Origin of the sequence: Microbacterium sp. NPDC089190 (assembly GCF_040701795.1) — a bacterium.
In the GTDB taxonomy this organism is placed as follows: Bacteria; Actinomycetota; Actinomycetes; order Actinomycetales; family Microbacteriaceae; genus Microbacterium; species Microbacterium galbum.
On record NZ_JBFBHF010000001.1, the window covers coordinates 110548 to 134131 of the forward strand.

22 protein-coding genes are annotated in these 23584 nt (G+C 71.3%); 8 read left to right on the forward strand and 14 right to left on the reverse strand.

Translation table 11 applies throughout. From position 1 onward, the window contains the following. Window positions 1-14: 14 nt before the first annotated feature. The gene (locus AB0230_RS00580) at window positions 15-3422 is read right to left on the reverse strand and encodes a pyruvate carboxylase (RefSeq protein WP_366373354.1); all 3408 of its coding nucleotides are present in this window, start codon (window positions 3420-3422) and stop codon (window positions 15-17) included. A gap of 68 nt (window positions 3423-3490) precedes the next feature. Between AB0230_RS00580 and AB0230_RS00585 the strand changes: the two genes are divergently transcribed. Beyond that, window positions 3491-4303, forward strand: a complete 813-nt coding sequence (locus AB0230_RS00585) for a ParA family protein (protein WP_298875452.1) — start codon at window positions 3491-3493, stop codon at window positions 4301-4303. 354 nt (window positions 4304-4657) lie between these two features. On the opposite strand, the gene AB0230_RS00590 is transcribed toward AB0230_RS00585, so the two are convergent. The 3 genes from AB0230_RS00590 to AB0230_RS00600 form a co-directional block, all read right to left on the reverse strand. Continuing rightward, complete coding sequence (locus tag AB0230_RS00590) at window positions 4658-5203, reverse strand: MerR family transcriptional regulator (protein WP_315992998.1); 546 nt, start codon at window positions 5201-5203, stop codon at window positions 4658-4660. 96 nt (window positions 5204-5299) lie between these two features. Beyond that, complete coding sequence (locus AB0230_RS00595; RefSeq protein ID WP_315992999.1) at window positions 5300-5986, reverse strand: MerR family transcriptional regulator; 687 nt, start codon at window positions 5984-5986, stop codon at window positions 5300-5302. Next, a complete protein-coding gene (locus tag AB0230_RS00600) occupies window positions 5986-6441 on the reverse strand; it encodes an FHA domain-containing protein (RefSeq protein ID WP_315994570.1) in 456 nt (151 codons plus the stop codon). The genes AB0230_RS00595 and AB0230_RS00600 overlap by 1 nt, the downstream gene beginning before the upstream one ends. A 546-nt stretch (window positions 6442-6987) precedes the next feature. Here AB0230_RS00600 and AB0230_RS00605 point away from each other — a divergent pair. Together AB0230_RS00605 and lpdA are read left to right on the forward strand one after the other, a co-directional pair. Next, window positions 6988-7635: a copper resistance CopC family protein gene (locus AB0230_RS00605; protein ID WP_363392442.1), complete on the forward strand. Its 648-nt coding sequence runs from the start codon at window positions 6988-6990 to the stop codon at window positions 7633-7635. Window positions 7636-7644: 9 nt separating this feature from the next. Next, window positions 7645-9042: a dihydrolipoyl dehydrogenase gene (lpdA, locus tag AB0230_RS00610; protein ID WP_315993001.1), complete on the forward strand. Its 1398-nt coding sequence runs from the start codon at window positions 7645-7647 to the stop codon at window positions 9040-9042. Window positions 9043-9230: 188 nt separating this feature from the next. Here the strand turns inward: lpdA and AB0230_RS00615 are convergent, their stop codons facing one another. Both AB0230_RS00615 and AB0230_RS00620 read right to left on the reverse strand, forming a co-directional pair. After that, on the reverse strand, window positions 9231-9878 hold the full coding sequence (locus AB0230_RS00615) for a CYTH domain-containing protein (protein WP_366373358.1): 648 nt from the start codon (window positions 9876-9878) through the stop codon (window positions 9231-9233). After that, window positions 9875-10102 (reverse strand): response regulator, encoded by a 228-nt coding sequence (locus tag AB0230_RS00620; protein WP_315993003.1) that lies wholly within the window; start codon window positions 10100-10102, stop codon window positions 9875-9877. The genes AB0230_RS00615 and AB0230_RS00620 overlap by 4 nt, the downstream gene beginning before the upstream one ends. A 237-nt stretch (window positions 10103-10339) precedes the next feature. On the opposite strand from AB0230_RS00620, the gene AB0230_RS00625 reads away from it, so the two are divergent. Beyond that, window positions 10340-11095 carry a glutamine amidotransferase gene (locus AB0230_RS00625; protein WP_315993004.1) on the forward strand — a complete coding sequence of 252 codons (756 nt, stop codon included), beginning with the start codon at window positions 10340-10342 and terminating at the stop codon, window positions 11093-11095. A gap of 24 nt (window positions 11096-11119) precedes the next feature. On the opposite strand, the gene AB0230_RS00630 is transcribed toward AB0230_RS00625, so the two are convergent. The 6 genes from AB0230_RS00630 to AB0230_RS00655 all read right to left on the reverse strand — a co-directional run bounded on the left by AB0230_RS00630 (window position 11120) and on the right by AB0230_RS00655 (window position 14887). Beyond that, on the reverse strand, window positions 11120-11857 hold the full coding sequence (locus AB0230_RS00630; protein WP_366373361.1) for an NAD(P)H-hydrate epimerase: 738 nt from the start codon (window positions 11855-11857) through the stop codon (window positions 11120-11122). Next, window positions 11850-12911, reverse strand: a complete 1062-nt coding sequence (locus AB0230_RS00635) for a YhjD/YihY/BrkB family envelope integrity protein (RefSeq protein WP_366373363.1) — start codon at window positions 12909-12911, stop codon at window positions 11850-11852. The genes AB0230_RS00630 and AB0230_RS00635 overlap by 8 nt, the downstream gene beginning before the upstream one ends. 82 nt (window positions 12912-12993) lie before the next feature. Continuing rightward, a complete protein-coding gene (locus AB0230_RS00640) occupies window positions 12994-13482 on the reverse strand; it encodes an A24 family peptidase (protein WP_366373365.1) in 489 nt (162 codons plus the stop codon). Window positions 13483-13495: 13 nt separating this feature from the next. Then, the gene (locus AB0230_RS00645) at window positions 13496-13792 is read right to left on the reverse strand and encodes a DUF1905 domain-containing protein (RefSeq protein WP_366373367.1); all 297 of its coding nucleotides are present in this window, start codon (window positions 13790-13792) and stop codon (window positions 13496-13498) included. A 139-nt stretch (window positions 13793-13931) separates the two neighbouring features. Beyond that, the gene (locus tag AB0230_RS00650) at window positions 13932-14324 is read right to left on the reverse strand and encodes a DUF2809 domain-containing protein (RefSeq protein ID WP_366373369.1); all 393 of its coding nucleotides are present in this window, start codon (window positions 14322-14324) and stop codon (window positions 13932-13934) included. Continuing rightward, window positions 14321-14887: a mismatch-specific DNA-glycosylase gene (locus AB0230_RS00655; protein ID WP_363578884.1), complete on the reverse strand. Its 567-nt coding sequence runs from the start codon at window positions 14885-14887 to the stop codon at window positions 14321-14323. The genes AB0230_RS00650 and AB0230_RS00655 overlap by 4 nt, the downstream gene beginning before the upstream one ends. 56 nt (window positions 14888-14943) lie before the next feature. Here AB0230_RS00655 and AB0230_RS00660 point away from each other — a divergent pair, with 56 nt between their 5' ends. Next, window positions 14944-15738 carry an alpha/beta hydrolase gene (locus AB0230_RS00660; protein ID WP_315993011.1) on the forward strand — a complete coding sequence of 265 codons (795 nt, stop codon included), beginning with the start codon at window positions 14944-14946 and terminating at the stop codon, window positions 15736-15738. A gap of 176 nt (window positions 15739-15914) precedes the next feature. Here the strand turns inward: AB0230_RS00660 and AB0230_RS00665 are convergent, their stop codons facing one another. Both AB0230_RS00665 and AB0230_RS00670 read right to left on the reverse strand, forming a co-directional pair. Then, window positions 15915-17978, reverse strand: a complete 2064-nt coding sequence (locus AB0230_RS00665) for a glycosyltransferase family 39 protein (RefSeq protein ID WP_366373372.1) — start codon at window positions 17976-17978, stop codon at window positions 15915-15917. Between the two features lie 175 nt (window positions 17979-18153). Further along, on the reverse strand, window positions 18154-19878 hold the full coding sequence (locus AB0230_RS00670) for a cellulase family glycosylhydrolase (RefSeq protein WP_366373374.1): 1725 nt from the start codon (window positions 19876-19878) through the stop codon (window positions 18154-18156). A gap of 168 nt (window positions 19879-20046) precedes the next feature. Here AB0230_RS00670 and AB0230_RS00675 point away from each other — a divergent pair, with 168 nt between their 5' ends. From AB0230_RS00675 to AB0230_RS00685, 3 genes are all read left to right on the forward strand, one after another. Further along, the gene (locus AB0230_RS00675; RefSeq protein WP_076674833.1) at window positions 20047-20517 is read left to right on the forward strand and encodes an Lrp/AsnC family transcriptional regulator; all 471 of its coding nucleotides are present in this window, start codon (window positions 20047-20049) and stop codon (window positions 20515-20517) included. Continuing rightward, window positions 20514-21908: an aspartate aminotransferase family protein gene (locus tag AB0230_RS00680; protein WP_366373376.1), complete on the forward strand. Its 1395-nt coding sequence runs from the start codon at window positions 20514-20516 to the stop codon at window positions 21906-21908. Before AB0230_RS00675 ends, AB0230_RS00680 begins: the two co-directional genes overlap by 4 nt. Before the next feature lie 254 nt (window positions 21909-22162). After that, window positions 22163-23524 (forward strand): APC family permease, encoded by a 1362-nt coding sequence (locus tag AB0230_RS00685; protein WP_363393326.1) that lies wholly within the window; start codon window positions 22163-22165, stop codon window positions 23522-23524. Window positions 23525-23584: the final 60 nt, after the last annotated feature.

Here is a 23584-nt window from a genome sequence, read left to right on the forward strand (position 1 = left end):
CGCCCCCTCCCAGGCTACTGCGCGGGGCGGATCACCAGCAAAAGATCCCCCGCCTCCACCTGCTGCGTGGTACCGATCGCGACACGGTCGACCACTCCCTCGACCGGTGCCGTGATCGCCGCCTCCATCTTCATCGCCTCGATCGACGCGACCGCCTGACCCGCCTGCACCCGATCGCCGGGGGCGGCCTTCATCGTCACCACACCCGAGAAGGGCGCGGCCACCTGGCCGGGCTTCGACGTATCCGCCTTCTCCGCCTGCCGCGCCTCGACGTCGATCGATCGGTCGCGCACGAAGACCGGACGCAGTTGGCCGTTCAGCGTCGTCATGACGGTGCGCATGCCCTTGTCGTCGGCGTCGCCCACCGCCTCGAGCCCCACGAAGAGCTGCACCCCGCGCTCGATCTCGACGGTGTGCTCCCCGCCCGGGCGCAAGCCGTACAGATAATCGGCGGTGTCGAGCACGCTCAGGTCGCCGAAGCGCTCGCGCATCTCCAGGAAGGTGCGCGTCGGCGCGGGGAACAGCAGGTGGTTCAGGCGCGCACGCCGATCGGCGGACTCCCCCGCCAGCGCCGCGGTGTCGCCGTCGGTGAGCGGGGTGACCCCCGTCTTGGCATCCCGCCCGGCCAGCACCTTCGACCGGAACGGCTCGGGCCACCCACCCGGAAGGTCGCCGAGCTCACCGGCCATGAACGACACGACCGAGTCGGGCACGTCGTACTTCTCCGGGTTGCGCTCGAAGTCAGCCGGGTCGGCCTTGACCGCGGCGAGGTGCAGGGCCAGGTCGCCCACGACTTTCGACGACGGCGTCACCTTGGGCACACGGCCCAGGATGCGATCGGCCGCCGCGTACATGTCCTCGATCAGCTCGAAGTCGTCCGCCAGGCCGAGCGCGATGGCCTGCTGACGGAGGTTCGACAACTGCCCTCCTGGGATCTCGTGCCGGTAGACCCGTCCGGTGGGGCCGGCGAGACCCGACTCGAACGGGCGGTACAGATGACGCACCGCCTCCCAGTACGGCTCGAGGTCGCTCACGGCGGCGAGATCGAGACCCGTGTCGCGCTCGGTGTGCGCGAGGGCGGCCACCAGAGCCGACAGCGACGGCTGGCTCGTCGTTCCCGCCATCGGCGCGGCGGCCGCGTCCACGGCATCCGCTCCGGCCGCCGAGGCGGCGAGCAGAGTCGCGAGCTGTCCGCCCGCGGTGTCGTGCGTGTGCACGTGCACCGGGAGGTCGAAGCGCTCGCGCAGAGCCGTGACGAGCTTCGTCGCGGCGGCGGGACGCAGCAGTCCCGCCATGTCCTTGATCGCGAGGATGTGCGCGCCCGCCTCGACGATCTGCTCGGCGAGGCCGAGGTAGTAGTCGAGCGTGTACAGACGCTCCGCGGGGTCGAGGAGGTCGCCCGTGTAGCAGAGCGCGACCTCGGCGACGGCGGTGCCGGTCGAGAGGACGGCGTCGATCGCGGGCCGCATCTGCGAGACGTCGTTGAGCGCGTCGAAGATCCGGAAGATGTCGACCCCGGATGCCGCAGCCTCGGCCACGAAGGCGTCGGTGACCTCCGTCGGGTACGGCGTGTAGCCCACCGTGTTGCGGCCGCGCAGCAGCATCTGGATCGCGACGTTCGGAAGAGCCTGACGCAGCGCGTCGAGGCGCTCCCAGGGGTCCTCGCCGAGGAACCGCAGCGCGACGTCGTAGGTCGCACCTCCCCAGGCCTCCACCGACAGCAGCTCAGGAGTCATGCGAGCGACGTAGGGCGCGACCCGGACGAGATCCCGCGTGCGGACCCGCGTGGCCAGCAGCGACTGGTGCGCGTCGCGGAAGGTCGTCTCCGTGACGGCGACGGCGGTCTGCTCGCGCAGGGCACGGGCGAAGCCCACCGGACCCAGCTCGCGCAGGCGCTGGCGCGAGCCCGCGGGTGCGGCATCCGTCAGATCGATCCGCGGGAGCTTGGCGCCGGGGTCGATCGAGAGGGGGTTGTCGCCGTGGGGGCGGTTCACCGTCGTGTCGACGAGCCACGACAGGATCTTCGTGCCGCGGTCCTTCGACTCCCGGCCCTTCAGCAACTCGGGGCGTTCGTCGATGAACGATGTGCTGAGATCCCCCGCAACGAACGCGGGGTCATCGAGCACGGCCTGCAGGAACGGGATGTTGGTGGAGACGCCACGGATGCGGAATTCGGCGAGGGCCCGGCGGGCACGCGCGACGGCCGCGGGGAAGTCACGTCCGCGGCAGGAGAGCTTCGACAGCATCGAGTCGAAGTGCGGGCTCACCTGCGACCCCGCCGCGGTCGTGCCTCCGTCGAGACGGATGCCGGCTCCGCCGGGCGAGCGGTAGGTGGTGATCTTGCCGGTGTCGGGGCGGAAGCCCTGCGTGGGATCCTCCGTGGTGATGCGGCACTGCAGCGCGGCGCCGCGCAACTGGATGTCGTCCTGCTGCAGGTGGAGCTCGGCGAGGGTCTGCCCCGCGGCGATGCGCATCTGCGACTGCACGAGGTCGACGTCGGTGACCTCCTCGGTCACGGTGTGCTCGACCTGGATGCGGGGGTTCATCTCGATGAAGACGACCTCGCCGGCGCGCGGTCCCGCGGTCTCGAGCAGGAACTCGACGGTGCCCGCGTTCTGGTACCCGATCGACCGGGCGAAGGCGACGGCGTAGCGGTGGAGATCCCGCCGCACGGCGTCGTCGAGGTTCGGCGCCGGGGCGATCTCGATGACCTTCTGGTGGCGGCGCTGCACCGAGCAGTCGCGCTCGAAGAGATGAACGGTCTCGCCCGTGGCATCCGCGAGGATCTGCACCTCGACGTGACGTGGACGCTGCACGGCCTGCTCGAGGAACATCCGCGGGTCGCCGAACGCGCTCTGCGCCTCGCGCATCGCCTCGGCCAGAGCCGGCGCGAGCTCGCCCATGGCCTCAACGCGCCGCATGCCGCGTCCGCCGCCGCCGGCGACCGCCTTGGCGAAGAGGGGGAAGCCGATCTCCTCCGCCTGCGCCAGCAGGGCGTCGATGTCGTCGGACGCCGGGGTCGAGCGCAGCACCGGCACGCCGGCTGCGATCGCGTGCTCCTTGGCGGTGACCTTGTTGCCGGCCATCGACAACACCTCGGCGGGAGGGCCGATGAAGGTGATGCCGTTCACCGCGGCCTTCTCGGCGAGCTCCGGGTTCTCCGAGAGGAAGCCGTATCCGGGGTAGATGGCATCCGCTCCGCACTCCCTGGCGACGCGGATGATCTCGTCGACGTCGAGGTAGGCGCGTACGGGGTGACCGCGCTCGCCGATCTGGTAGGCCTCGTCGGCCTTCAGCCGGTGCAGCGACGCCCGATCCTCATACGGGTAGACCGCGACGGTGCGCGCTCCGACCTCGTAGGCGGCACGGAAAGCGCGGATGGCGATCTCTCCGCGATTGGCGACCAGGATTTTCGAGAACATGCGCACCTCACGTCAAGCTGGCGGGGCTGAATGTGCTCACAGCCTAGGGGACGGTAACGTGGACTCTTGTGCACGTACTCTCCGTCAGCTCTCTCAAAGGCGGGGTCGGCAAGACGACCGTGACACTGGGGCTGGCTTCGGCCGCCTTCGCGCGTGGCGTTCGCACTCTCGTCGTCGACCTCGACCCCCAGTCCGACGTGTCGACCGGGATGGACATCCAGGTCGCCGGTCGGCTCAACATCGCCGATGTCCTGGCGAACCCGAAAGAGAAGGTCGTCCGCCAGGCGATCACCTCGAGCGGGTGGGCGAAGGTGCATCCCGGCACCATCGACGTGCTGATCGGCAGCCCGTCGGCCATCAACTTCGACGGGCCGCACCCGAGCGTCCGTGACGTCTGGAAGCTCGAAGAGGCCCTCGCGACGATCGAGAGCGAGTACGACCTCGTTCTCATCGACTGCGCCCCCTCGCTGAACGCCCTCACGCGCACCGCGTGGGCCGCGAGCGACCGCGTGGTCGTCGTGACCGAGCCGGGACTGTTCTCCGTCGCCGCCGCAGACCGCGCGCTGCGCGCGATCGAGGAGATCCGCCGCGGTCTCTCGCCTCGTCTGCAACCCCTCGGCGTCGTGGTCAACCGCGTTCGCCCGCAGTCGATCGAGCACCAGTTCCGCATCAAAGAGCTGCGCGACATGTTCGGCCCCCTCGTGCTCAACCCGCAGCTGCCCGAGCGGACGTCGCTGCAGCAGGCCCAGGGAGCCGCGAAGCCGCTGCACGTGTGGCCGGGCGACTCGGCGCAGGAGCTGGCCGCCGATTTCGACGCGCTGCTCGACCGCATCGTACGCACGGGCCGTATCCCGGTCGACAACGAGGCCCCTCAGGCCTGACCTCTTCTCGAGACGCCGTCCCGCTGCTGCGCAGCCGGGGCGGCGTTTCCTTTCGGCACCGAGCCGTCGGAAGTCGACACCCCCGCCGGCACCGGTGGCTTCGACACGCTCGGACACCTCCGACGCAAGAACGCTGAGCCTGTCGAAGGGGCCGAGAATTCCGCCGGCGCCGGCGCTTCGGCACGCTCAGCCACCTCCGACGCGAGAACCCTGAGCCTCGTGACGAATCCGGGAAACCGGCGGTATGCACGCGAGGACCCTGAGCCTGTCGAAGGGTCCGGGCCGCGCGTCGGGTCGCTGCGCGCGGCCGCGCGACGAAACCCCGGATGCCGAGGCGTCCGGGAAGGGCCTGCCTCAGGCGGTGCGGGCGGCGCGACGGGCGGCGAGCTCGTCGACGGCCTCGGGCGTCGCGGCTTCGAAGTCGACGAGCGTCGACTCGACCTCGCGGAGCACCTTGCCGACCGCGATGCCGAAGACGCCCTGACCGCGGCTGACGAGGTCGATGACCTCGTCGTTCGAGGTGCAGAGGTACACCGACGCTCCATCGCTCATGAGGGTGGTGCCCGCGAGGTCGCGGATACCGGCGGCACGGAGCTGGTCGACGGCCGTGCGGATCTGCTGCAGCGAGATGCCGGTGTCGAGCAGACGCTTCACGAGCTTCAGGACGAGGATGTCGCGGAAGCCGTAGAGGCGCTGCGAGCCGGAGCCGCTGGCTCCACGGACGGTGGGGACGACCAGTTCGGTGCGGGCCCAGTAGTCGAGCTGGCGGTACGTGATGCCGGCGGCACGCGCGGCGACCGCGCCCCGGTAGCCGGTCTCGTCGTCCATCTCGGGCAGACCGTCGGTGAAGAGGAGGTCGGCGGCGAACCGGGGTTCACCGAGTGCATCGCCAGCGTTCATGCTCGCGTCCCTCCTCATCGGCTCGTTGGTTCCACGCTAGATCAGCGCGGGTCCCCCGGCAATGACATCCGCTCCGAGGGCCGCGGCGTGTCGCGATCAGGACAGCATTCGCTCGATCGCGTCGCGCACGAACAGGGTGCGCACCTCATCGAGACGGCCCGCGAGTTCGGGCGCGAGCTCGCTCGCGCGGGCCCGGGAGGCGGCGTCGGGACGACGCAGGAGCGCGGAGAGGGCGGATTCGACGAGCGACACCTCGCGTTCGGCACTCTGGCGCAGCGTGCGGACGTGCCGCGGCTCGATCCCGTGACGGTCGAGGGCGACGAGGGCGCGCAGCAGGGTCACGGTCTGCTCGGAGTAGGTGTCGGCCCCCGCGATCACGCCCGTGCTCACGGCGTCGTTCAAGAGCTGCGGGCGTGCTCCGGCGGCAGCAAGCAGCTCGTCGCGGCGGTACCGGCGCGGCGCGGAGGTCATCGACGGGATCGACGTCGGCGGGGCGGGGTTGCGCCCCGCGTCGAGGTCTTCGAGATACTCGCGGATGACGACGAGCGGCAGATAGTGATCGCGTTGCAGCGTCAACGCGAGGCGCAGCCGTTCGAGATCGGCCGGCGAGAACTTGCGGTACCCCGACTCGGTGCGGGTGGGCGAGACGATGCCCTGCACCTCGAGGAAGCGCAGCTTGCTCGAGGTCAACGCCGGGAAGTCGGGGGTCAGGCGCGCGAGCACCTGTCCGATGCTGAGCAGCCCCGCAGCCGCCTGACGACCACGGGAGGGGGCTGCCGCCATCAGTGCTCTGCCGCGGGCAGGTCGACCGGCGAACCGAAGAAGTTCAGGCGGAACTTGCCGATGCGCACCTCGGAGCCGTTCACGAGAGCGGAGCGGTCGACCCGCTCGCCGTTGACGTAGCTGCCGTTGAGCGAGCGCTGGTCGACGATCTCGAACGCCGAACCGGAGCGGATGATCTCGGCGTGGCGACGCGACACGGTCACGTCGTCGAAGAACAGGTCGGCCTCGGGATGACGCCCGACGGTGGTGACGTCGGTGTCGAGCAGGTACCGGGCACCGGTCGTGGGACCCGACCGCACGATCAGCAGCGCCGCCCCGGAGGGCAGCGCACCGATCGCTTCGAGCTCGGCCTCGGTGAGGTCGGCTCCGAAGGGGACGAACGACAGGTCGGCGTCGTGGGTCTGGGTCGTGTCGTGCGAGCTGTCGCGGGCGACGGCGTCGGCCGCGCGTCGGATCTCGTCTCGATCGAATCGGCTGGTCTCGTCCACGGCTTCTCCTTCATATTCACCATAACCGATCGGTTCAGATCGAACGGGGGGAACCGACCGCGCGCGGGCCATGGTGATGCGTGATGTGTCTTCATTTCGTCGACACCGGACACCGCGGTTCGGGGCGCGGAAACGGCCGACGAGACACTCGAACCTATCGACCCGGGGTCCGTCGTGTCGAGTCCGGTGACGCCACGGGTGTGGCGGGTGAGGAGCGCGAAGACGCAGGTGACGAGAACCTGAGCCGGTGAGGCCGCCGCCGGAGGACCCTTCGAGGGGCTCGGAGCCCCGCGCGCCGGTGGGCGGAACCGCCGCGGGGTCCCGGACCCATCGACAGGCTCAGGGTCCTGGGGCACCGAGGTCGGGGTCCTGTGCGGGAGGTGGCTGAGCCCGTCGAAGCCACCGGAGCAGACGGGGCCCCAGACCCTTCGGCCAGGCGCAGGGTCTGGGGCGGGGAGAAGGGCCGGTACCCGGGGCGGCCCGTCACGCCGACGCCCTCGTTAGGGTCGAAGGATGACGTCCCCCTCGGCGCCGCGTCGGCGCAGCCTCCCCGCCGTCCTGGCATCCCTCCTGTTGGCCGCCGCCGTGCTGTTCGTCCCCGCGACGCCGGCCTCCGCGCACGACGAGCTGGTGTCGACCGATCCCGCGGCCGATGCGGTGCTCGAGGCCGTGCCGCAGCGCATCACCCTCACGTTCAGTGCCGACGTCCTCACCGACCCGGGCGCCACGGTGGTCGAAGTGACCGATGCGAGCGGCGCGTCGCTCGCGGAGGGTGCCCCCGAGCCGTCGGGCACCGAGGTGACCCAGGCGCTGGCGGGGTCGGCATCCGGTGCCGTCACCGTGAAGTGGCGCGTCGTCTCCAGTGACGGACACCCGATCGACGGCTCTTTCGCGTTCACCGTCCCCGAGGCCGCCCCGACCCCGACGGCGACGCCCACGACCTCGGCGTCGGCATCCCCCTCCCCCACCGTCTCCGCCTCGGCCGCGCCCACGGAAGCGGAGACCCCCGTCGCGGCGCCGGTCGAGGAGTCGTCGGCGAGCTCTCCCCTGCCGTGGATCCTGCTGGCCGTGGCCCTGGTGATCGTTGCGGGCGTGCTCGTCTACGTCTTCGCCTCGCGCGGGCGTCGGAACGCCGCCGGTGGCGGCACGACCGGGCGATAGGCTGGAGCCATGCCTCATTACGATCTGGTCATTCTTGGTGCGGGTCCCGGCGGGTACGTCGCCGCGGTCCGCGGTGCGCAGCTGGGACTGTCGGTTGCGATCGTCGAAGAGAAGTACTGGGGCGGTGTCTGCCTCAACGTCGGCTGCATCCCCTCCAAGGCGCTGCTGCGCAACGCCGATCTCGCCCACACCTTCCACGCGAAGGCCGACCTGTTCGGCATCTCGGGCGACGTCACCTTCGACTTCGGCAAGGCGTTCGACCGCAGCCGCAGCGTGGCAGCCGGTCACGTCAAGGGCATCCACTACCTGATGAAGAAGAACAAGGTCACCGAGTACGAGGGTCGCGGATACTTCGCCGACGACCACACCATCGACGTGACCAAGACCGACGGCTCCAAGGAGCAGGTCACCTTCGACAACGTCATCATCGCCACGGGCTCGACAGTGCGCCTCCTCCCCGGCGTCACCCTGAGCGAGAACGTCGTCACCTACGAGGAGCAGATCCTCACCCGCGAGCTCCCCGAGTCGATCGTCATCGTCGGCGCCGGCGCCATCGGCATGGAGTTCGCCTACGTCATGACGAACTACGGCGTGAAGGTCACGATCATCGAGTTCCTCGACCGCGCCCTCCCGAACGAGGACGCCGAGGTCTCGAAGGAGATCCAGAAGCAGTACAAGGGCTACGGCGTCGACATCCTCACCTCGACGAAGGTCGACTCCGTCACCGACCACGGCGACAAGGTCACCGTCGCGTACACCGCGAAGGACGGCTCGACCGGCTCGATCGACGCCGACCGCGTGCTGATGTCGATCGGGTTCGCCCCCAAGGTCGACGGCTTCGGTCTCGAGAACACGGGCGTGAAGCTCACCGAGCGCGGTGCCATCGACATCGACGACCACATGCGCACCAACGTGCCGCACATCTACGCCATCGGCGATGTCACCGCGAAGCTGCAGCTCGCGCACGTCGCCGAGGCGCAGGGCGTCGTCGCCGCCGAGACCATCGGCAACGCCGAGACCCAGACCCTGGGCGACTACCGCAACATGCCGCGCGCCACCTTCTGCAACCCGCAGGTCGCGTCGTTCGGCCTGACGGAGCAGCAGGCCCGCGACGCCGGCCACGACATCAAGGTCGCGAAGTTCCCCTTCTCGGCCAACGGCAAGGCCAACGGCCTCGGCGAGCCGGTCGGCTTCGTCAAGCTCGTCGCCGACGCCGAGACGCTCGAGCTCATCGGCGGCCATCTCATCGGTCCCGACGTCTCCGAGCTGCTGCCCGAGCTCACCCTCGCGCAGAAGTGGGACCTCACCGCGCTCGAGGCGGCCCGCAACGTCCACACGCACCCGACGCTGTCGGAGGGCCTGCAGGAGGCCTTCCACGGCCTCGCAGGGCACATGATCAACCTCTGATCGCTCCACGCAGAAGGCCCGCCCGGTTCGCCCGGGCGGGCCTTCTGCGTGGGTGTCGGGAAGCCGCTCCCGCCAGGACACATCACCTCGCCGACATGCCGGTCGCCGGATGTCCCGGAGTCGTCAGCGAGACGCTGTCCCGCGACGGGCGGGCTGTCGCGGCGGCGGGGAGACCCCGTCCAGGTCGATCAGTGGCCGAGGGCGCGGGCGAGCTTCGAACCGGATGCCGCGGGGCGGCCACCGGCGGCGAAGACGGCCGCATCGACGGCGGCGAAGAACGCCGCACGACCCTCGTCGTCGGTCGGACCGGCCGCGCCGAGCTCGACCTCCCATTCACGCCAGGACGACTCCACGCCCCGGCGCTCGTCGCGCGCACGGACCCGGTCGTCGACGAACTCGGCGACCTCGTTGCCCTCGGCATCCCGGAGCGCGTACGCCGTGCGGTGGTTGCGCAGGCGGGCGAGGGCGGCGAAGGGCGGTCGAGCGATCGCGGAGACGGCATCCTGAACCGCCGGAGGCACGATCGGGTCGGCCTCGGGGTCGACGTCATCGGCCTCGAGCGGCCACTGCGTCTCGGTGCGACCGGCGCCCTCGGCGGGCCCCTTCACGTGCCAGCCCGCGTCGGGACCGCCCAGACGGCGCCGCATCGCCACGCCCGCACGGGCCAGATCGGCCGCGGGGGTGTCGAGGTAGCGCGCGTCGAGATCTCGCGGCTCGGGGTCACCGACCGTCGCCACCCCGGGAAGGGTCGACCAGTCGGGCAGGGGCGTGTCGTCGTCGACGTCGTACTTCGTCTCGACCTCGACGTTCGACGACCCGTTCGGGCCTGCGCTCAATCGTCGCGCCCGTCGGCGTCGGGGTTGATGTCCTCGGTCTCTTCGGCGAAGGCGAAGACCGCCTGGGTGGGGCCGTCGGAGTCGCCCGTGTTCGTGGGCTCGCCCTCGCGGCGGTAGACGAGCTGTCCCTCGCTGTAGGGCATGATCAGCGTATCGTCGGTCTCGTTCTCGAGCGGTATCACCTGCCCGTCGAGCGGGCCTCCGGTCAGTCGTGCAATAGCCATGCCGTCAGCGTAGACCGCACCCGCGACGAGGCCCCGCGCCTTGACACCGCGTCGCCGCGATCGCTCGCGCCGCTGCTCCGGGAAGCACTGCGCGCCTCGCCGCCGCTCCCCCGGGGACCACTCCGCGCCTCGCCGGCGGCGCTGCCCCGGGAACCACTGCGCGCCTCGCCGGCGGCGCTCCCCCGCCCGACGCGGGACCGCCCGACGGTCGCCGCCCGCTCGCCTAGACTCGCTCGGGTGAACGCGACGGACCTGCCCGGTGACCGCCCGTTCGTGCTGCTCGCGACGCGCGCCGAAGACGGCCCCGCCGACGAGGAGTACGCGCTTTTCCTGCGCTACACCGGGCTGCCGCCGCACCGTCTGCGCCGCGTGCGTCTCGAGCGCGAGACGATGCCCGCGATCGATCTCGACGAGGTGTCGGGGGTCCTCGTCGGCGGAAGCCCGTTCAACGCGTCCGACCCGTTCGAGCGCAAGTCCGTCGTGCAGCGTCGCGTCGAGGCGGAGATGGCACAGCTCGTCGCCGAGGTGGTCGCACGCGATGCGCCCTTCCTGGGCGCGTGCTACGGCGTCGGCACCCTCGGGACGCACCTCGGTGCGCCGATCGACGGCACGTATGCGGAACCCATCAGCGTCGTCGAGGTGACGTTGACCCCGGAGGGGCGCACCGACCCCCTGTCGGCGGGCCTCCCCGATGCCTTCACCGCGTTCGTCGGTCACAAGGAGGCCATCAGCGTCCTGCCGCCGTCGGCGGTGCTGCTGGCGTCGTCGGCCGCGTGTCCGGTGCAGATGTTCCGCGTCGGGCGCAACGTCTACGCCACGCAGTTCCACCCCGAACTCGACGTCGACGGGATCGTCACCCGCATCCACGCCTACGCCGGGTACGGCTACTTCGCTTCCGGAGACCTCGACCTCACCCTGTCGGCGGTGCGGCGGGCACCCGTCACGGCACCGTCGCGCATGCTCCGCACCTTCGTCGAGCGCTACGCCCGCTGAGCGGCGGCCGGCACCACTCGGCCCCTACGCCTCGGCGAGGGATCCCGGCGAATCGACCCGCACGACCTCGATCGGCGCGGTGACCGCCGGGTGCGCCCGCCGCAGGTACGGCTCGAGTCCCAGGTCGACCAGGTGCACCCGCCCGGCGAGTTCCGGGCCCCGACCGCGCACGAGACCCGACTTGATCGCGCCGAACGTGACCGTGACATCGGCGGCGAGCACGGCGGCATCCGCGGATCCGTCATCGGGATCGAGTCCGCTCGGGAGGTCGACCGCGACGATGCGCGGACGGCGGGGGCGGGCGAGCAGGCACTCCACGATCGCGCGGGCGCTGCCCCGCATCCGCCGGTCGGCGAGACGGCCGATGCCCAGGATGCCGTCGAGCACGAGGCTGTAGTCGTCGATCGCGGCGCAGATCTCCGACGCCTGCCGCACGACCACGCCGGCGGCGACGGCGGCGTCGAGGGCGGCGCGATGCACGCGATCGCGCACGAGCACGATGTCGACGCGGGAATCGGCGGCACGCGCCAGTTCGGCGGCGGCGTACAGCGCGTCTCCCCCGTTGTCGCCCGCGCCGACGAGGACCAGCGTCGGTCCGGGTGCCGTGTCGCGCTCCGCTGCAGCGACGACGGCGAGGGCATGCGCCGCCCACCGCATCAGCGGTCTCCCCTCCGCGAGGAGAGGCGCCTCGGCCGCGCGGACGGCATCCGCGGTGTATGCGGCGACGCGCGCCGCCCCCGCGGGGGTCGAACCGTCAGACACGCGCGTCCGCTTCCGCCTCGTCCGCACGCGTGGCGGCGGCGGGGTCGCTCTCGGCGAGGGTCTCGCGCTCCTTCTTCTCGGCCGCGCGCGCGGCGTCGAGCTCGCCCGCGGCGGCGCGGACGGCCTTCTCGGCGCGCCGCACCCGGAATTGGATCATCGTGGAGGCGCCGTACTTCGCGCGGACGCGATCGTGGTCCTCCTCCGTGGCGACGGTGATGTACGCGCCCGCGATCAGGATGACCTGGCTGGACAGGTTGAGCCACAGCAGCAGGGCGATGAGCGAGGCGAAGGTCGTCAGCAGCGGGTTGTTGCCCGCACCGCCCACGAACAGGCCCGACAACTGCTGCAGCACCACCAGACCGACGCCCCCGAGCAGCGCCCCGCGCCACAACGTGCGGCGACGGGTCTTCACGCCCGACAGCACGGCGAACGCCACCGCGACCGCCGCGGTGTCGAGGGCGAGGACGACGATCGTGGAGAGCGACCAGGTCAGCACGGCCGTGAGCCAGGAGTCCGCGGAGATGCCGAGCAGCCCCCGGACGAAAGTGAGACCCGCCGTCGCGAGGAAGGTCACCGCGGCCGCCCCCACCAGCGCGACGCCGATGCCGACGGCGACGGCGAGGTTGCGCACGATGACCAGGACGGGCAGGGTGTCGTCGGTCGTCACCCCCGCGATCTGGCGGAGGGCAGTTCGGAGGGAGCCGATCGCCCCGATCGCCGCGCCCAGCAGACCGATCGTTCCGATCACGCCCGCGATGGTGAACTCGGTCGGCGCCTCGATCGCGCTGACGTCGAGCAGACCGTCGGGGCCCACCAGGCCGGGGACGACGTTGTTGACGGAGCGCTCGAGCGCCGCGAGGCCCTCGGGGTTGCCCGACAGCCAGACCGCCGCCGCCGAGAAGCCGAGCAGCACCGCCGCGAACAGACTGAACAGCGTGCGATAGGTGACGCTGTCGGCAAGGACGGGGCCGCGTGCCCCCGAGTAGACGAGGAAGGCGCGCACGAGGCGGAGCGACAAGGCCCACGCGGTGACGCGACGGATGAGGTCGGCCATGGGGTCAGCGTATCGATGCGGCCGTGCCGGGCCGGACGGGCTTGACCCGCCGCCCGTCGAGCGACAAGCGGCCGGGCACCGGTCACGACGCCGGGGTCAGCAGGCGCACCCACGCACCGAGCAGCAGGAACGGGCCGAAGGGCAGGCTCGTTCCGCGCGCACCCGCCGCGAGTACGCCGACGGCGGCGACGCCGGCGGCCACGAAGCCGAGGGCGACTCCGGATGCCACGGCCTCCGGGCCGAACCACCCGAGGTGCGCACCGACGAGGGCGGCGAGCTTGACGTCGCCTCCGCCGAACGCCTCGGGCCGCGACAGACGCACCAGCAGGCACGCGCCGAACGCCCCGACGGCGCCGAAGGCGACTGCGGCCGCGAGTGCCGGTCGTCCGGCGGTCGCCGCCGCGACCGCCAGGATGAGAACCGCCGCCGCCGTCGCGGGCAGCACGACCACATCGGGCAAACGGCGTCGACGCACGTCGGTGATCACGAGCACGACGCTCACGACCGCGAACAGCGAGAGCGCGAGGGCGGGGAGCGACGACGGTGCGTTCGCCGACGACGGCCGCAGCACAGCGCCGTGCGTCTCAGGCGTCGAGCACCGCGAGGTCGACCATGACGGTACCGCCCGGCTCGATCCCCTCGGCGTCGCGCACCGCCCGCTTGAGCGGTAGGACGTACACGCCACCCGCCTGCGGGAAGATCGACGTGCGAAACGACGTGGAACCGATGGTGGCGTCGACACGCACCCCGCCGAACCCGCGGCGGAACGTCTGGGTCTCACGGATGTCGTCGCTCAGCTCGGCTGGGAGGGCGACGAAGTACCAGTCGCTGTCGCTGCGGGCCTCCCACCGGAACACGACGCCGTCGAACTGCACGAGCACCGGGCCCTCCTTTCGTCGCGGAACCGTCACGCTACCCCGCGACGTCCCCGGGGCGCGGCATCCCTCCCCGGGGAGGAGCCGTCGGCGGAGAGACCGCGGATCCCCGCCGCGGCGCACGCACCGCGGACGGGCGACCGGGTCAGCCCGACTCCGCGCGCCGGGCACGCACCCTCGTCACCACGCCGTCGACGCCGAGAGCGCTCGCGACCGCGAGCACGTACACGACGAGGTCGCGCGCGTCGAACCCGGAGCCCAGCACGAGGGCCGCGACCGGCATCCGCTCCGCCAGCGTGATCGGCAACCCGGTGAGCTGCAACAGCTCGACGGCGACGCACCACACGGCCGCGCCCGCCGCGAGAACGAGCGGTCGTGAGCGCGGGAGCAGCAGGACGAGCCCCGTGTACACCGCCGCGGCGTACAGCGCGTCACCGGCGACGTCGGATGCCACCGAGGAGGGCATCAGGCGGTGCCCCGCGAGCCCCGCGGCGACGACGACGGCGAGGGCGAGGACCGCCGCGAGACGCCGTGTCATGAGATCACCCCGGCCGCGCGCGCGGGAGCAGCGTAGGCGGTCGCGAGCGACTCGACGGTGTCGTGCGCGTTCAGACCGCTCGGGTTGGGCAGGACCCATGTCTCGCATCCGGCGATCGCCTCGTCCTGTCGACCCGCGACGGCTTTCGCACGGTCGAACCCCTGCCGATACGCGGTCAGTCCGACGACCGCGACCACCCGCGGCCGCCAGGTCGCGACCCGCTCCGCGAGTGCGTGCGCGCCCGCGCGCAGCTCGTCGCGCGTGAGCTCGTCGGCCCGGGCCGTGGCGCGGGCGACGAGGTTGCTCACCCCGATCCCCGCATCGAACACGAGACGCCGGTCGGCCTCCCCCAGCGCCGACGAGTACGCGGGCGAACGCGGCAGGATCCCGGCTTTCACCAGAGCCGGCCAGAAGCGGTTGCCGGGTCGCGCGAAGGGGGTACCCGTGGCGGCCGTCCACAACCCCGGGTTGATCCCCACGAACAGCAGCCGCACCCCGGGCTCCACGAGGTCGGGCACCGTGGCGTCCCGGAAGGACTCGAGCTCGGCACGCGTGAATCCCATGAGACCACTATGACCAGTACCGGGCCCGCACGCGGCGTTCTGCCAGGATCGGAGGAATGGATGCCGTGCCCGCCCTCACCGAGATCCCTCCCGCGCAGTTCGTCATCGTCGGCGACAACGTGCGCCTCGCCACCTACTCCTGGGGCGATCCCGAGGCGGAACCGGTGCTGTGCGTGCACGGTTTCGGCTCGAGCACGCGCGACAACTGGATCAACACCGGGTGGGTGCGCGATCTGCTGCGCGCGGGCTTCCGGGTGATCGCCGTGGACCAGCGCGGGCACGGGGCGAGCGAGAAGCCCCACGACGCCGCGTCGTACACGATGCCCACCCTCGTATCCGACCTCGTGGCCGTGCTCGACACCTACCTCGTCGACCAGGTGCGCTACCTCGGCTACTCGCTCGGCGGTCGCGTCGGCTGGCAGCTCGCCGTCGACGCGCCCGAGCACGTCGAGCGCGCCGTGCTGGGCGGCATCCCCGACGGCCGGCCGCTCGCCCGACTCAAGGTCGAGCAGGCGCGCGCGTTCCTCGATCACGGCGAGCCCGTCCAGGATGCCACCACCCTGCGCTACGTCTCGCTCGCCGAGCGGGTGCCCGGTAACGACCTGCGCGCGCTCGTGGCGATCGCCGAGGGGATGCGCCTCGGCGAGACCGACCCCGACCCGGCATCTCCCCCGCAGCAGCCCGTGCTGATCGCGACGGGGACCGAGGACCCCATCCACGACCAGTCCGCCCACCTGGCGAGCCTCCTCCCCCGCGGCGAGTTCGCCGACATCCCCGGCCGTCACCACGTCAACGCCCCCGGGGCACGCACGTTCCGCGAGGCGGGCCTGGAGTTCCTCGGCCGCGCCTAGCCCGGCCGCCGCTCCGCCGCGGCGTGCCCGCTCCCGCTCCCGCTCCCGCTCCCGCTCCCGCTCCCGCTCCCGCTCCCGGCGAGTGTCCACGACACCCGGACGGTTTTCGAGATCGACCGGGTGTTTCGGACAGTCGATCGCGCGGAGGGGCGGCGGCGATGCGCGCGGGGACGAGCTCAGCCGCAGGCGTACACCGTCGAGGGGGCGCTGCTGTCGATCGCGCAGTTCTGCCCGACCCAATCGCGGATCTGCGCCGACGTGCTCGACGTGTCCGCGGCCGACGACCCGACCCCTCCGCCGCCGCGCTCCTGCCCCTCGATGACGAAGCGCACCTGGCCCGACTCGACGAGTGCGACGAACTCGTCGAGGGTGGGCACGGCATCCGTCCCGTTGAATCCGCCGATGGGGAGGAACGAGCCGCCGTCGCTGGCGATGATGAGGGATGCCGCGGACTGGGCGCCGAAGGTCGCGGCCAGGTAGGTCGACCCGGCGGCGTTCTGCTCCAGCCAGGAGATGAGGGCCGTGTCGGCGGTTCCCGCGCCGGCGCCGGCGCCTGCGCCTGCGCCTCCGCCGCGGTTCGAGCCGCCGTCGTCGGCCCCGCCGGGCGCTTGCGCGCCGCCGTCGCGCGCCGAGGAGCCGCCCGCGGCCGAGCCCGGTGCACTCCCTCCCGGGGCTGCACCGCCCTGCGCCGAGTCCCCCGCAGCCGCACCGCCCTGCGCCGAGCCCCCCGCAGCCGAACCGCCGGGCGCCGCACCGCCCCCGGGGAATGCGCCCGAGCCGCCCACGCCGCGGCCGGCACCCGGCATCCCGCCGCCGAAGCCTGCGCCCGACATCTCCGACACGCCCCCGGCGACCGGGTTGATCGAATTCGGGTGCGCGATCGTGACCGCCGACCAGACCGCGGGGGTCAGCAGCAGGCCGACCAGCATCGCCGCCGTGGTGACGGTGCGCGACCCGCGGCGAGCGAGCAGCAGGGCGATCGCCACGGCGGCCACCACGGCCTGCGCGAGGGAGACCGGGATGCTGTAGCCGCCCGAGGCGAGCCCGATCCCCAGCGCCGTCACCGCGGCCGTGCCGACGATCGCCACCTGCGGCCAGGTCCGCTCGGCGCGGTGCGCGACCGCCAGAGCCGTCGCCACGACGAGGCCGAGAGGCACGGCGAGGGCCGCGGTGTAGAACTGGTGCATCCCGGCCACCGTCGAGAACATGGCGACGAAAGTGGCCGTCCACACCGTGAGGAGCACCGTGAGCGGCCGCGGGAACCGCATCACCCACAGCACCGCGAGTGCCACGACCGCCGCGGGGATGAGCCACGCGACCTGTCCGGCGAGCTGCGCGTTGAACAGGCGCAGCACCCCCGGGTCGCCGGAGAACGGAGGGGTGAACGACTCGTACGCGCTGCTGTCGCTCGTCGCCGTGAAGCGGCCCAGGCCGTTGTAGCCGAAGACCATCTCCCACGGGTCGTTCGACAGCGTGCTCCCGATGTACGGGCGGCTGCCGGCGGGGATCGCCGCGACGATCGCCACCCACCACAGCGAGGCGACGAGGCTCACGACACCCGCGACGAGCAGATGCCCCACACGGCGCCCCCACGACTGCCGCGTGCAGAGATATGCGGCCGCGAGAGCCGGCCACACCGCCCACGCCTCGAGCATGTAGAACTGGAACGACAGCCCCACCAGCGCGCCCGCGGCGATCAGCCACCCGGCGCTGCGCTGCTGGACGGCGCGCACGGCGGCGAAGGCGGTGAGAGCGAGGCCGAGGACGAAGAACGTCTCCGGCTGATTCGACCGGGCCACCGCGACGAGGATCGGGGTGACCGCCACGATCGCCCCGGCGACCAGACCCGCGCGGACGCCCGCGAGCCGACGCGCGGTCGCCGCCGTCACCAGCGCCGCCCCGACGGCCGCGAGGGCGTTCGGCAGGATCACCGCCCACGCCGAATAGCCGAAGACACGGACGAACAGCGCCGGGACCCAGAACGACCCGGGGATCTTGTCGAGCGTCACCGTGCCCGCGGGGTCGACGGCGCCGAAGAAGAAGTTCGACCACGACCGGCTCATCGACAGGGCGATCGAGGCGTAGTACTCGCTCGGCGCCCCCGCCCACACCTGCCACCCCGTCAGCACGAGGGCGAGCAGCCCGATCGCGACGAGCCCGACCGTCCAGCCCCCGGGCCGTCGTCGCGCGCGCGGAAAGGAGACGGAGGGGGTGGGAGCGGGGGTCAGGACGGCGGTCACCCGCGCAGCGTAGACAGCGATCCCCTCGACCAGCCCTCACGCTTGCTATGCGTGAGCGATGGATGCCGGCATCCCCGACCCGCCGTGTCCCTCCGCGCCACGGCGAGACCCACTGTCGCGGTCAGGGGTCGCGGTCGCACCGTGTGCGGGCGCTGCGCCCGCCGATCGACGGAGCTCAGGATGCCGAGACGCGCAGCGTCGGCGCGGTCGGCGCCGTGGTCGCGGCGGCCTGGAACCCCACCCGCACGCTCTGGCCGGGCGCGAGGGCGGCCGCCCAGTCGCTCCCGGTGCACGTCACGGTGATGCCGGCGACGCTGCACGACATGCCCCAGGCACTGGTCACCGCCGACGTTCCCGGCGCCTCGAACGACACCGACCAGCTCTTCACGGCCGCCCCCGCGGTGAGGGACAGCTCGGCGACGTACCCCTCCCCCCAGGCGCTCTGCGGCACCCACGTCGCGGAGAGGCTCGTCGCCGAGGGCTTCGGCGAGGTCGAGGGCGAGGGCTTCGGCGACGTGGTCGGCTTGGGCGACGTGGACGGGCTCGAGCTCGGCTTCGGCGAGGTGGTGGGCTTCGGCGAGGTGGTGGGCTTCGGCGACGTCGACGGCTTGGGCGACGCGGACGGGCTCGAGCTCGGCTTCGGGGAGGCCGACGCGGTCGGCTTCGGGGATGCCGAGGCGCTCGGCCTCGGGGAGGTCGTGGGGCTCGACGTCGGCTTCGGAGTGGGCACCGTCACGGGGGTGAGGATCGGTCGCAGCGCGGCGAGCTTCGCCTTCTGAAGGGTGCGCCAGTCGTCGGCGACCAGGCCGCCGGTGTCGCCGCTGTTCGGATTGAACGACCAGTACGCGTAGCTGATCTTCGTCTTGGCGAGATAGGCGACGAGCGTGCTCATCCACTTCTTGTCGCTGTCGGTCTCGAGCTTCGTCCCGAATTCGCCCAGCAGCACGGGCGCGATGCCCTTGCGCACGAGGTAGCCCCAGTTGGCATCCCAGACCGCTTCGAGGTTGGCGGGGTAGCCCGGCGCCGTGAACCAGGACTGCTGGTGCACCGTGGCCGGGTAGTCGTGCGGGGAGTACACGACGCGGTTCTTCACCGACAGGGTCACGGGAGCCGCGCCGACGTCGCGCAGGCCGCCTCCCCACCACGTGCTCGAGCCGTCGTTCTGGCGCTCGACGCCCTCGACGACGATCAGCAGCTTCGGGTTGACCGACAGCACGGCGTTTCCGGCGCGCGTGGCTGCCGCGCGCCAGTCGCGGGCCGGATCGCCGCAGTTCCAGCAGGCCGGGCCGTGCGGTTCGTTGTGCAGATCGACACCGATCACGGCTGGCTCGTTCTTGTACCGCTGCGCGAGCATCTTCCAGTCGTCGATCCACCGCTTCTCGCTGTAGGCGCCGGTGTACCAGAGCTCGCTCTGCGCCGCGGAGTCGGGGCGATGACGGTCGAGGATGACCGACAGGCCATAGGCCTTCGCCCGGGCGATCACGGTGTCCATCAGCTTCAGGGGGCTGAGGGCGACGAGGTCGGCATTGACGGAGGCGTTGATCGAATTCGACGACGAGGCGGCGAGGCACTCGTTCGAGAAGGGCAGGCGGATGGTGTTGAAGCCCATGCCCGCGATCGCCCGCAGACCCTCGTCGAGCGAGAGGGACCACAGGCCGTGCGGTGCGCAGTTGGAGGTCTCCATGCCGAACCAGGCGACGGCCTTGATGGTGTACGGCGTGCCGGCGGAGGTCACGATGCTCGCCCCGCGGGTCGAGAGCCAGCCGGGAAGAGTCGACGCTGCGGTCGCGCTCGGTGCGGCGACAGCACCGGTCACGGCGAGCGCGGCGACGGCGACCGCGGCCGCCGCGCGAAGGACGGTGCGGCGCGCAGACGACCACCGTTCGAGCCACCCCGACATCCGCACCTCCGCGGTCATCGTAGCGGCGCCGCGGACCATCGCGCGGACGCGCGGCGCACCGTCGGGGCCGCGGCATTGCGGCAACGACGGTTTCCGCGGTGTTACGCCTCCGTAAATGTCGAGATCATCATTGATTCAGCCAATGTTGCGCTGATACCGTCGCCCATCATGAGTCCCACGGCCGAACGCAGTCCCGCCCTCGATCGCGTCTCCAAGGCGATCGTCGAACAGCTGCAGGAAGACGGCCGCCGCTCCTACGCCGAGATCGGCAAAGCCGTCGGTCTCAGTGAGACCGCGACGCGCCAGCGGGTGCAGAAGCTGCAGGATGCCGGCATCCTGCAGATCGTCGCGGTCACCGACCCTCTGCAGCTGGGCTTCGCCCGGCAGGCGATGATCGGGGTTCGCGTATCGGGCGACACCCGCGTCGTCGCCGCGCAGATGACCGAACTGCCGGGCGTGATCTACGTGGTCTCGACGGCGGGCTCGTTCGACCTGCTCGTGGAAGTCGTCTGCGAGAGCGACGACGACCTCATCGATCTGCTCAACGATCGCATCCGGTCTCTCCCCGACGTCGTCTCGACCGAGACGTTCGTCTATCTCAAGCTCCACCGTCAGCTCTACAACTGGGGAACGCGATGACCCTCATCGAAACCGATCAGCACGCCGACCTGCAGGCGAAGGCCCGCGACCACCTCTGGATGCACTTCTCCCGTCAATCGACCATGACGGAGGGCCCGGGCGTGCCGATCATCGTCAAGGGCGAGGGGCACCACATCTTCGACGCCGCCGGGAAGCGCTACATCGACGGCCTCGCCGGTCTGTTCGTGGTCAACGCCGGCCACGGACGCCGCCGCATCGCCCAGGCCGCCGCGAAGCAGGCCGAGGAGCTCGCATTCTTCCCCCTCTGGTCGTACGCGCACCCCGCGGCGATCGAGCTCGCCGAGCGCCTCGCCGACCTCGCCCCCGGAGACCTCAACCACGTCTTCTTCTCCACAGGCGGCGGTGAAGCGGTCGAGACGGCGTTCAAGCTCGCCAAGCAGTACTGGAAGACGCAAGGCAAGCCCACCAAGCACAAGGTCATCTCGCGCGCGATCGCCTATCACGGCACCACCCAGGGGGCCCTGGCCATCACGGGACTCCCCGTGATGAAGCACATGTTCGAGCCGGTCACCCCCGGCGGTTTCCGCGTGCCCAACACGAACTATTACCGGGCCGAGGAGTCCGGCTTCGGGGGCGGCACCCCCGAGGAGTTCGGGCTGTGGGCGGCCGACCGCATCGAGCAGATGATCCAGTTCGAGGGCCCCGAGACGGTCGCCGCGGTGTTCCTGGAGCCCGTGCAGAACGCGGGCGGGTGCTTCCCCGCCCCGGCCGGGTACTTCCAGCGCGTGCGGGAGATCTGCGACAAGTACGACGTGCTGCTCGTCTCGGACGAGGTCATCTGCGCCTTCGGTCGTCTGGGCCACTACTTCGGCGCCTCGGCGTACGACTACCAGCCCGACATGATCACCTTCGCCAAGGCCGTCACCAGCGGCTACTCGCCGCTGGGCGGCACGATCGTGAGCGACCGCGTGTACGAGCCGTTCGCGCACGGCGACGCGACGTTCCCGCACGGCTACACCTTCGGCGGCCACCCGGTCTCGGCCGCCGTCGCGCTGGAGAACCTGGACGTGTTCGAGGAGGAGGGCCTGCTCCAGAACGTGCGGACCAACTCCCCCGTCTTCCGCTCCGCCCTGGAACGGCTGCTCGACCTGCCGATCGTCGGCGACGTGCGCGGCGACGGCTACTTCTTCGGCATCGAACTCGTCAAGGACAAGGCGACCAAGGAGACCTTCGACGACGACGAATCGGAGCGACTGCTGCGCGGCTTCCTCTCGAAGGCGCTGTTCGACGCGGGCCTGTACTGCCGCGCCGACGACCGGGGCGACCCCGTCATCCAGCTCGCCCCGCCCCTGACCATCGGCCCGTCCGAGTTCACCGAGATCGAGCAGATCCTGCGCTCGACCCTCACTGAGGCGTGGTCGCGCCTCTGATCCCGCGGGATGCCGGCCCACACCCGCCGGCATCCCTCCCCCCATCGACGGTCGCACCTCGACCGCTCATCCGGCTCCACCCCTGCCGACACCCCCGCTCCCACCCCGAGCGGTGCTCCGACCGCTGTACCCCCGACATCAGCCCACGGACGCGACACCCGATCGCGCACCGCACCCCTCTAGGAGGAGCCACGAACGAGAACCTCGCCGCCGACGCGGCCACGTCACGCTCGGGAGCCAAACTCGCCCGCACCCTGGGTCTCTGGTCGATCGTCGGCCTGGGACTGGGGTACATGACCCCCACCGTCGTGTTCGACACCTTCGGTCTCGTCGCCGACAAGACCAACAACGTCGTCCCCGCCGCCTACGCGGTCGCCCTCGTCGTCCTCGTCTTCACCGCCATCAGCTACGGCAAGATGGTGCGCGTCATCCCCAGTGCCGGCTCCGCCTACACCTACGCGCGGGAGTCCATCCATCCCGGCGTCGGCTTCGTCGTCGGCTGGACGGCGCTCATCGACTACATGCTGCTGCCGATGGTCAACGCCCTCATCCTGCGCAGTTACATGGAGGCCCTCTTCCCCGATGTGCCCGGCTGGATCTGGGTCGTCGTCTTCACCGCGGGAGTGACCGGGGTGATCTACCTCACGATGCGCGGCACCTCGAACGTCAACATGGTGCTGCTGGTGTTCTCGATCCTCGTGATGACGGTCTTCGTCGTCATGGTCGTCGTGCAGTTGGTGGGTGGTGCGGGAGCCGGCACCGCGGTGTCGCTCGCTCCCTTCGCCCACAGCGACGTGCAGTTCGGCGCCGTGCTGGCGGGGGCAACGGTCGTGTGCTTCTCGTTCATCGGGTTCGATGCGGTGTCGATGTACTCCGAGGAGGCGAAGACCCCGAAGATCATGCCGCGCGCGATCGTGCTCACGCTCATCGTGGGCGGTCTCATCTTCCTCATCGCGTCCTACGTCACGCAGCTGCGCTTCCCCGAGGCGACGGCGTTCCCGCAGGAGGCGATCGAGGACAGCACGCTGCCCGAGATCGGCGTGCAGGTCGGCGGCCCCGTGCTGCAGGCCGTCCTCACCGCCGCGGGCTTCGCGGCGACCCTGGCGTCGTGGCTCGCATCCCACGCCTCGGTCTCGCGCATGCTGATGGTGATGGGCCGCAACAACGTGTTGCCGCGCCGCATCTTCGGTTTCATCAACCCCAAGACGCACACCCCGACGTTCTCGATCGTCATCGTGGGCCTCGTGAGCCTCTTCGCGATCTCGTTCACCCTCGAGCAGATCGCGGCGTACATCAACTACGGCGCCCTCGTCGCGTTCACCTTCGTCAACATCTCGGTGATCGCCTGGTTCGCGGTGCGCAAGGGGCTGCGCAAGACGCCCGGCGACATCGCGCGGTACATCGTCATGCCCGCGATCGGCATGCTGCTGACGGGCCTGCTGTGGGTCAACCTCGACATGCACGCCCTCGTCGGCGGCCTCATCTGGACCACCCTCGGCGTCGTGTACCTCGTGATCCTCACCCGCGGCTTCCGCCGGCCGATCGCCTCGTTCGACGAGAACCAGCCGGTCACCGGGGTCAACAAGGTGGCACCGGGCCCGCGCTCGGAGATCTGACGCACCCCCGCACCGCGGCCGCGGCATCCCCCACCGGATGCCGCGGCCCTCGCGTGCACA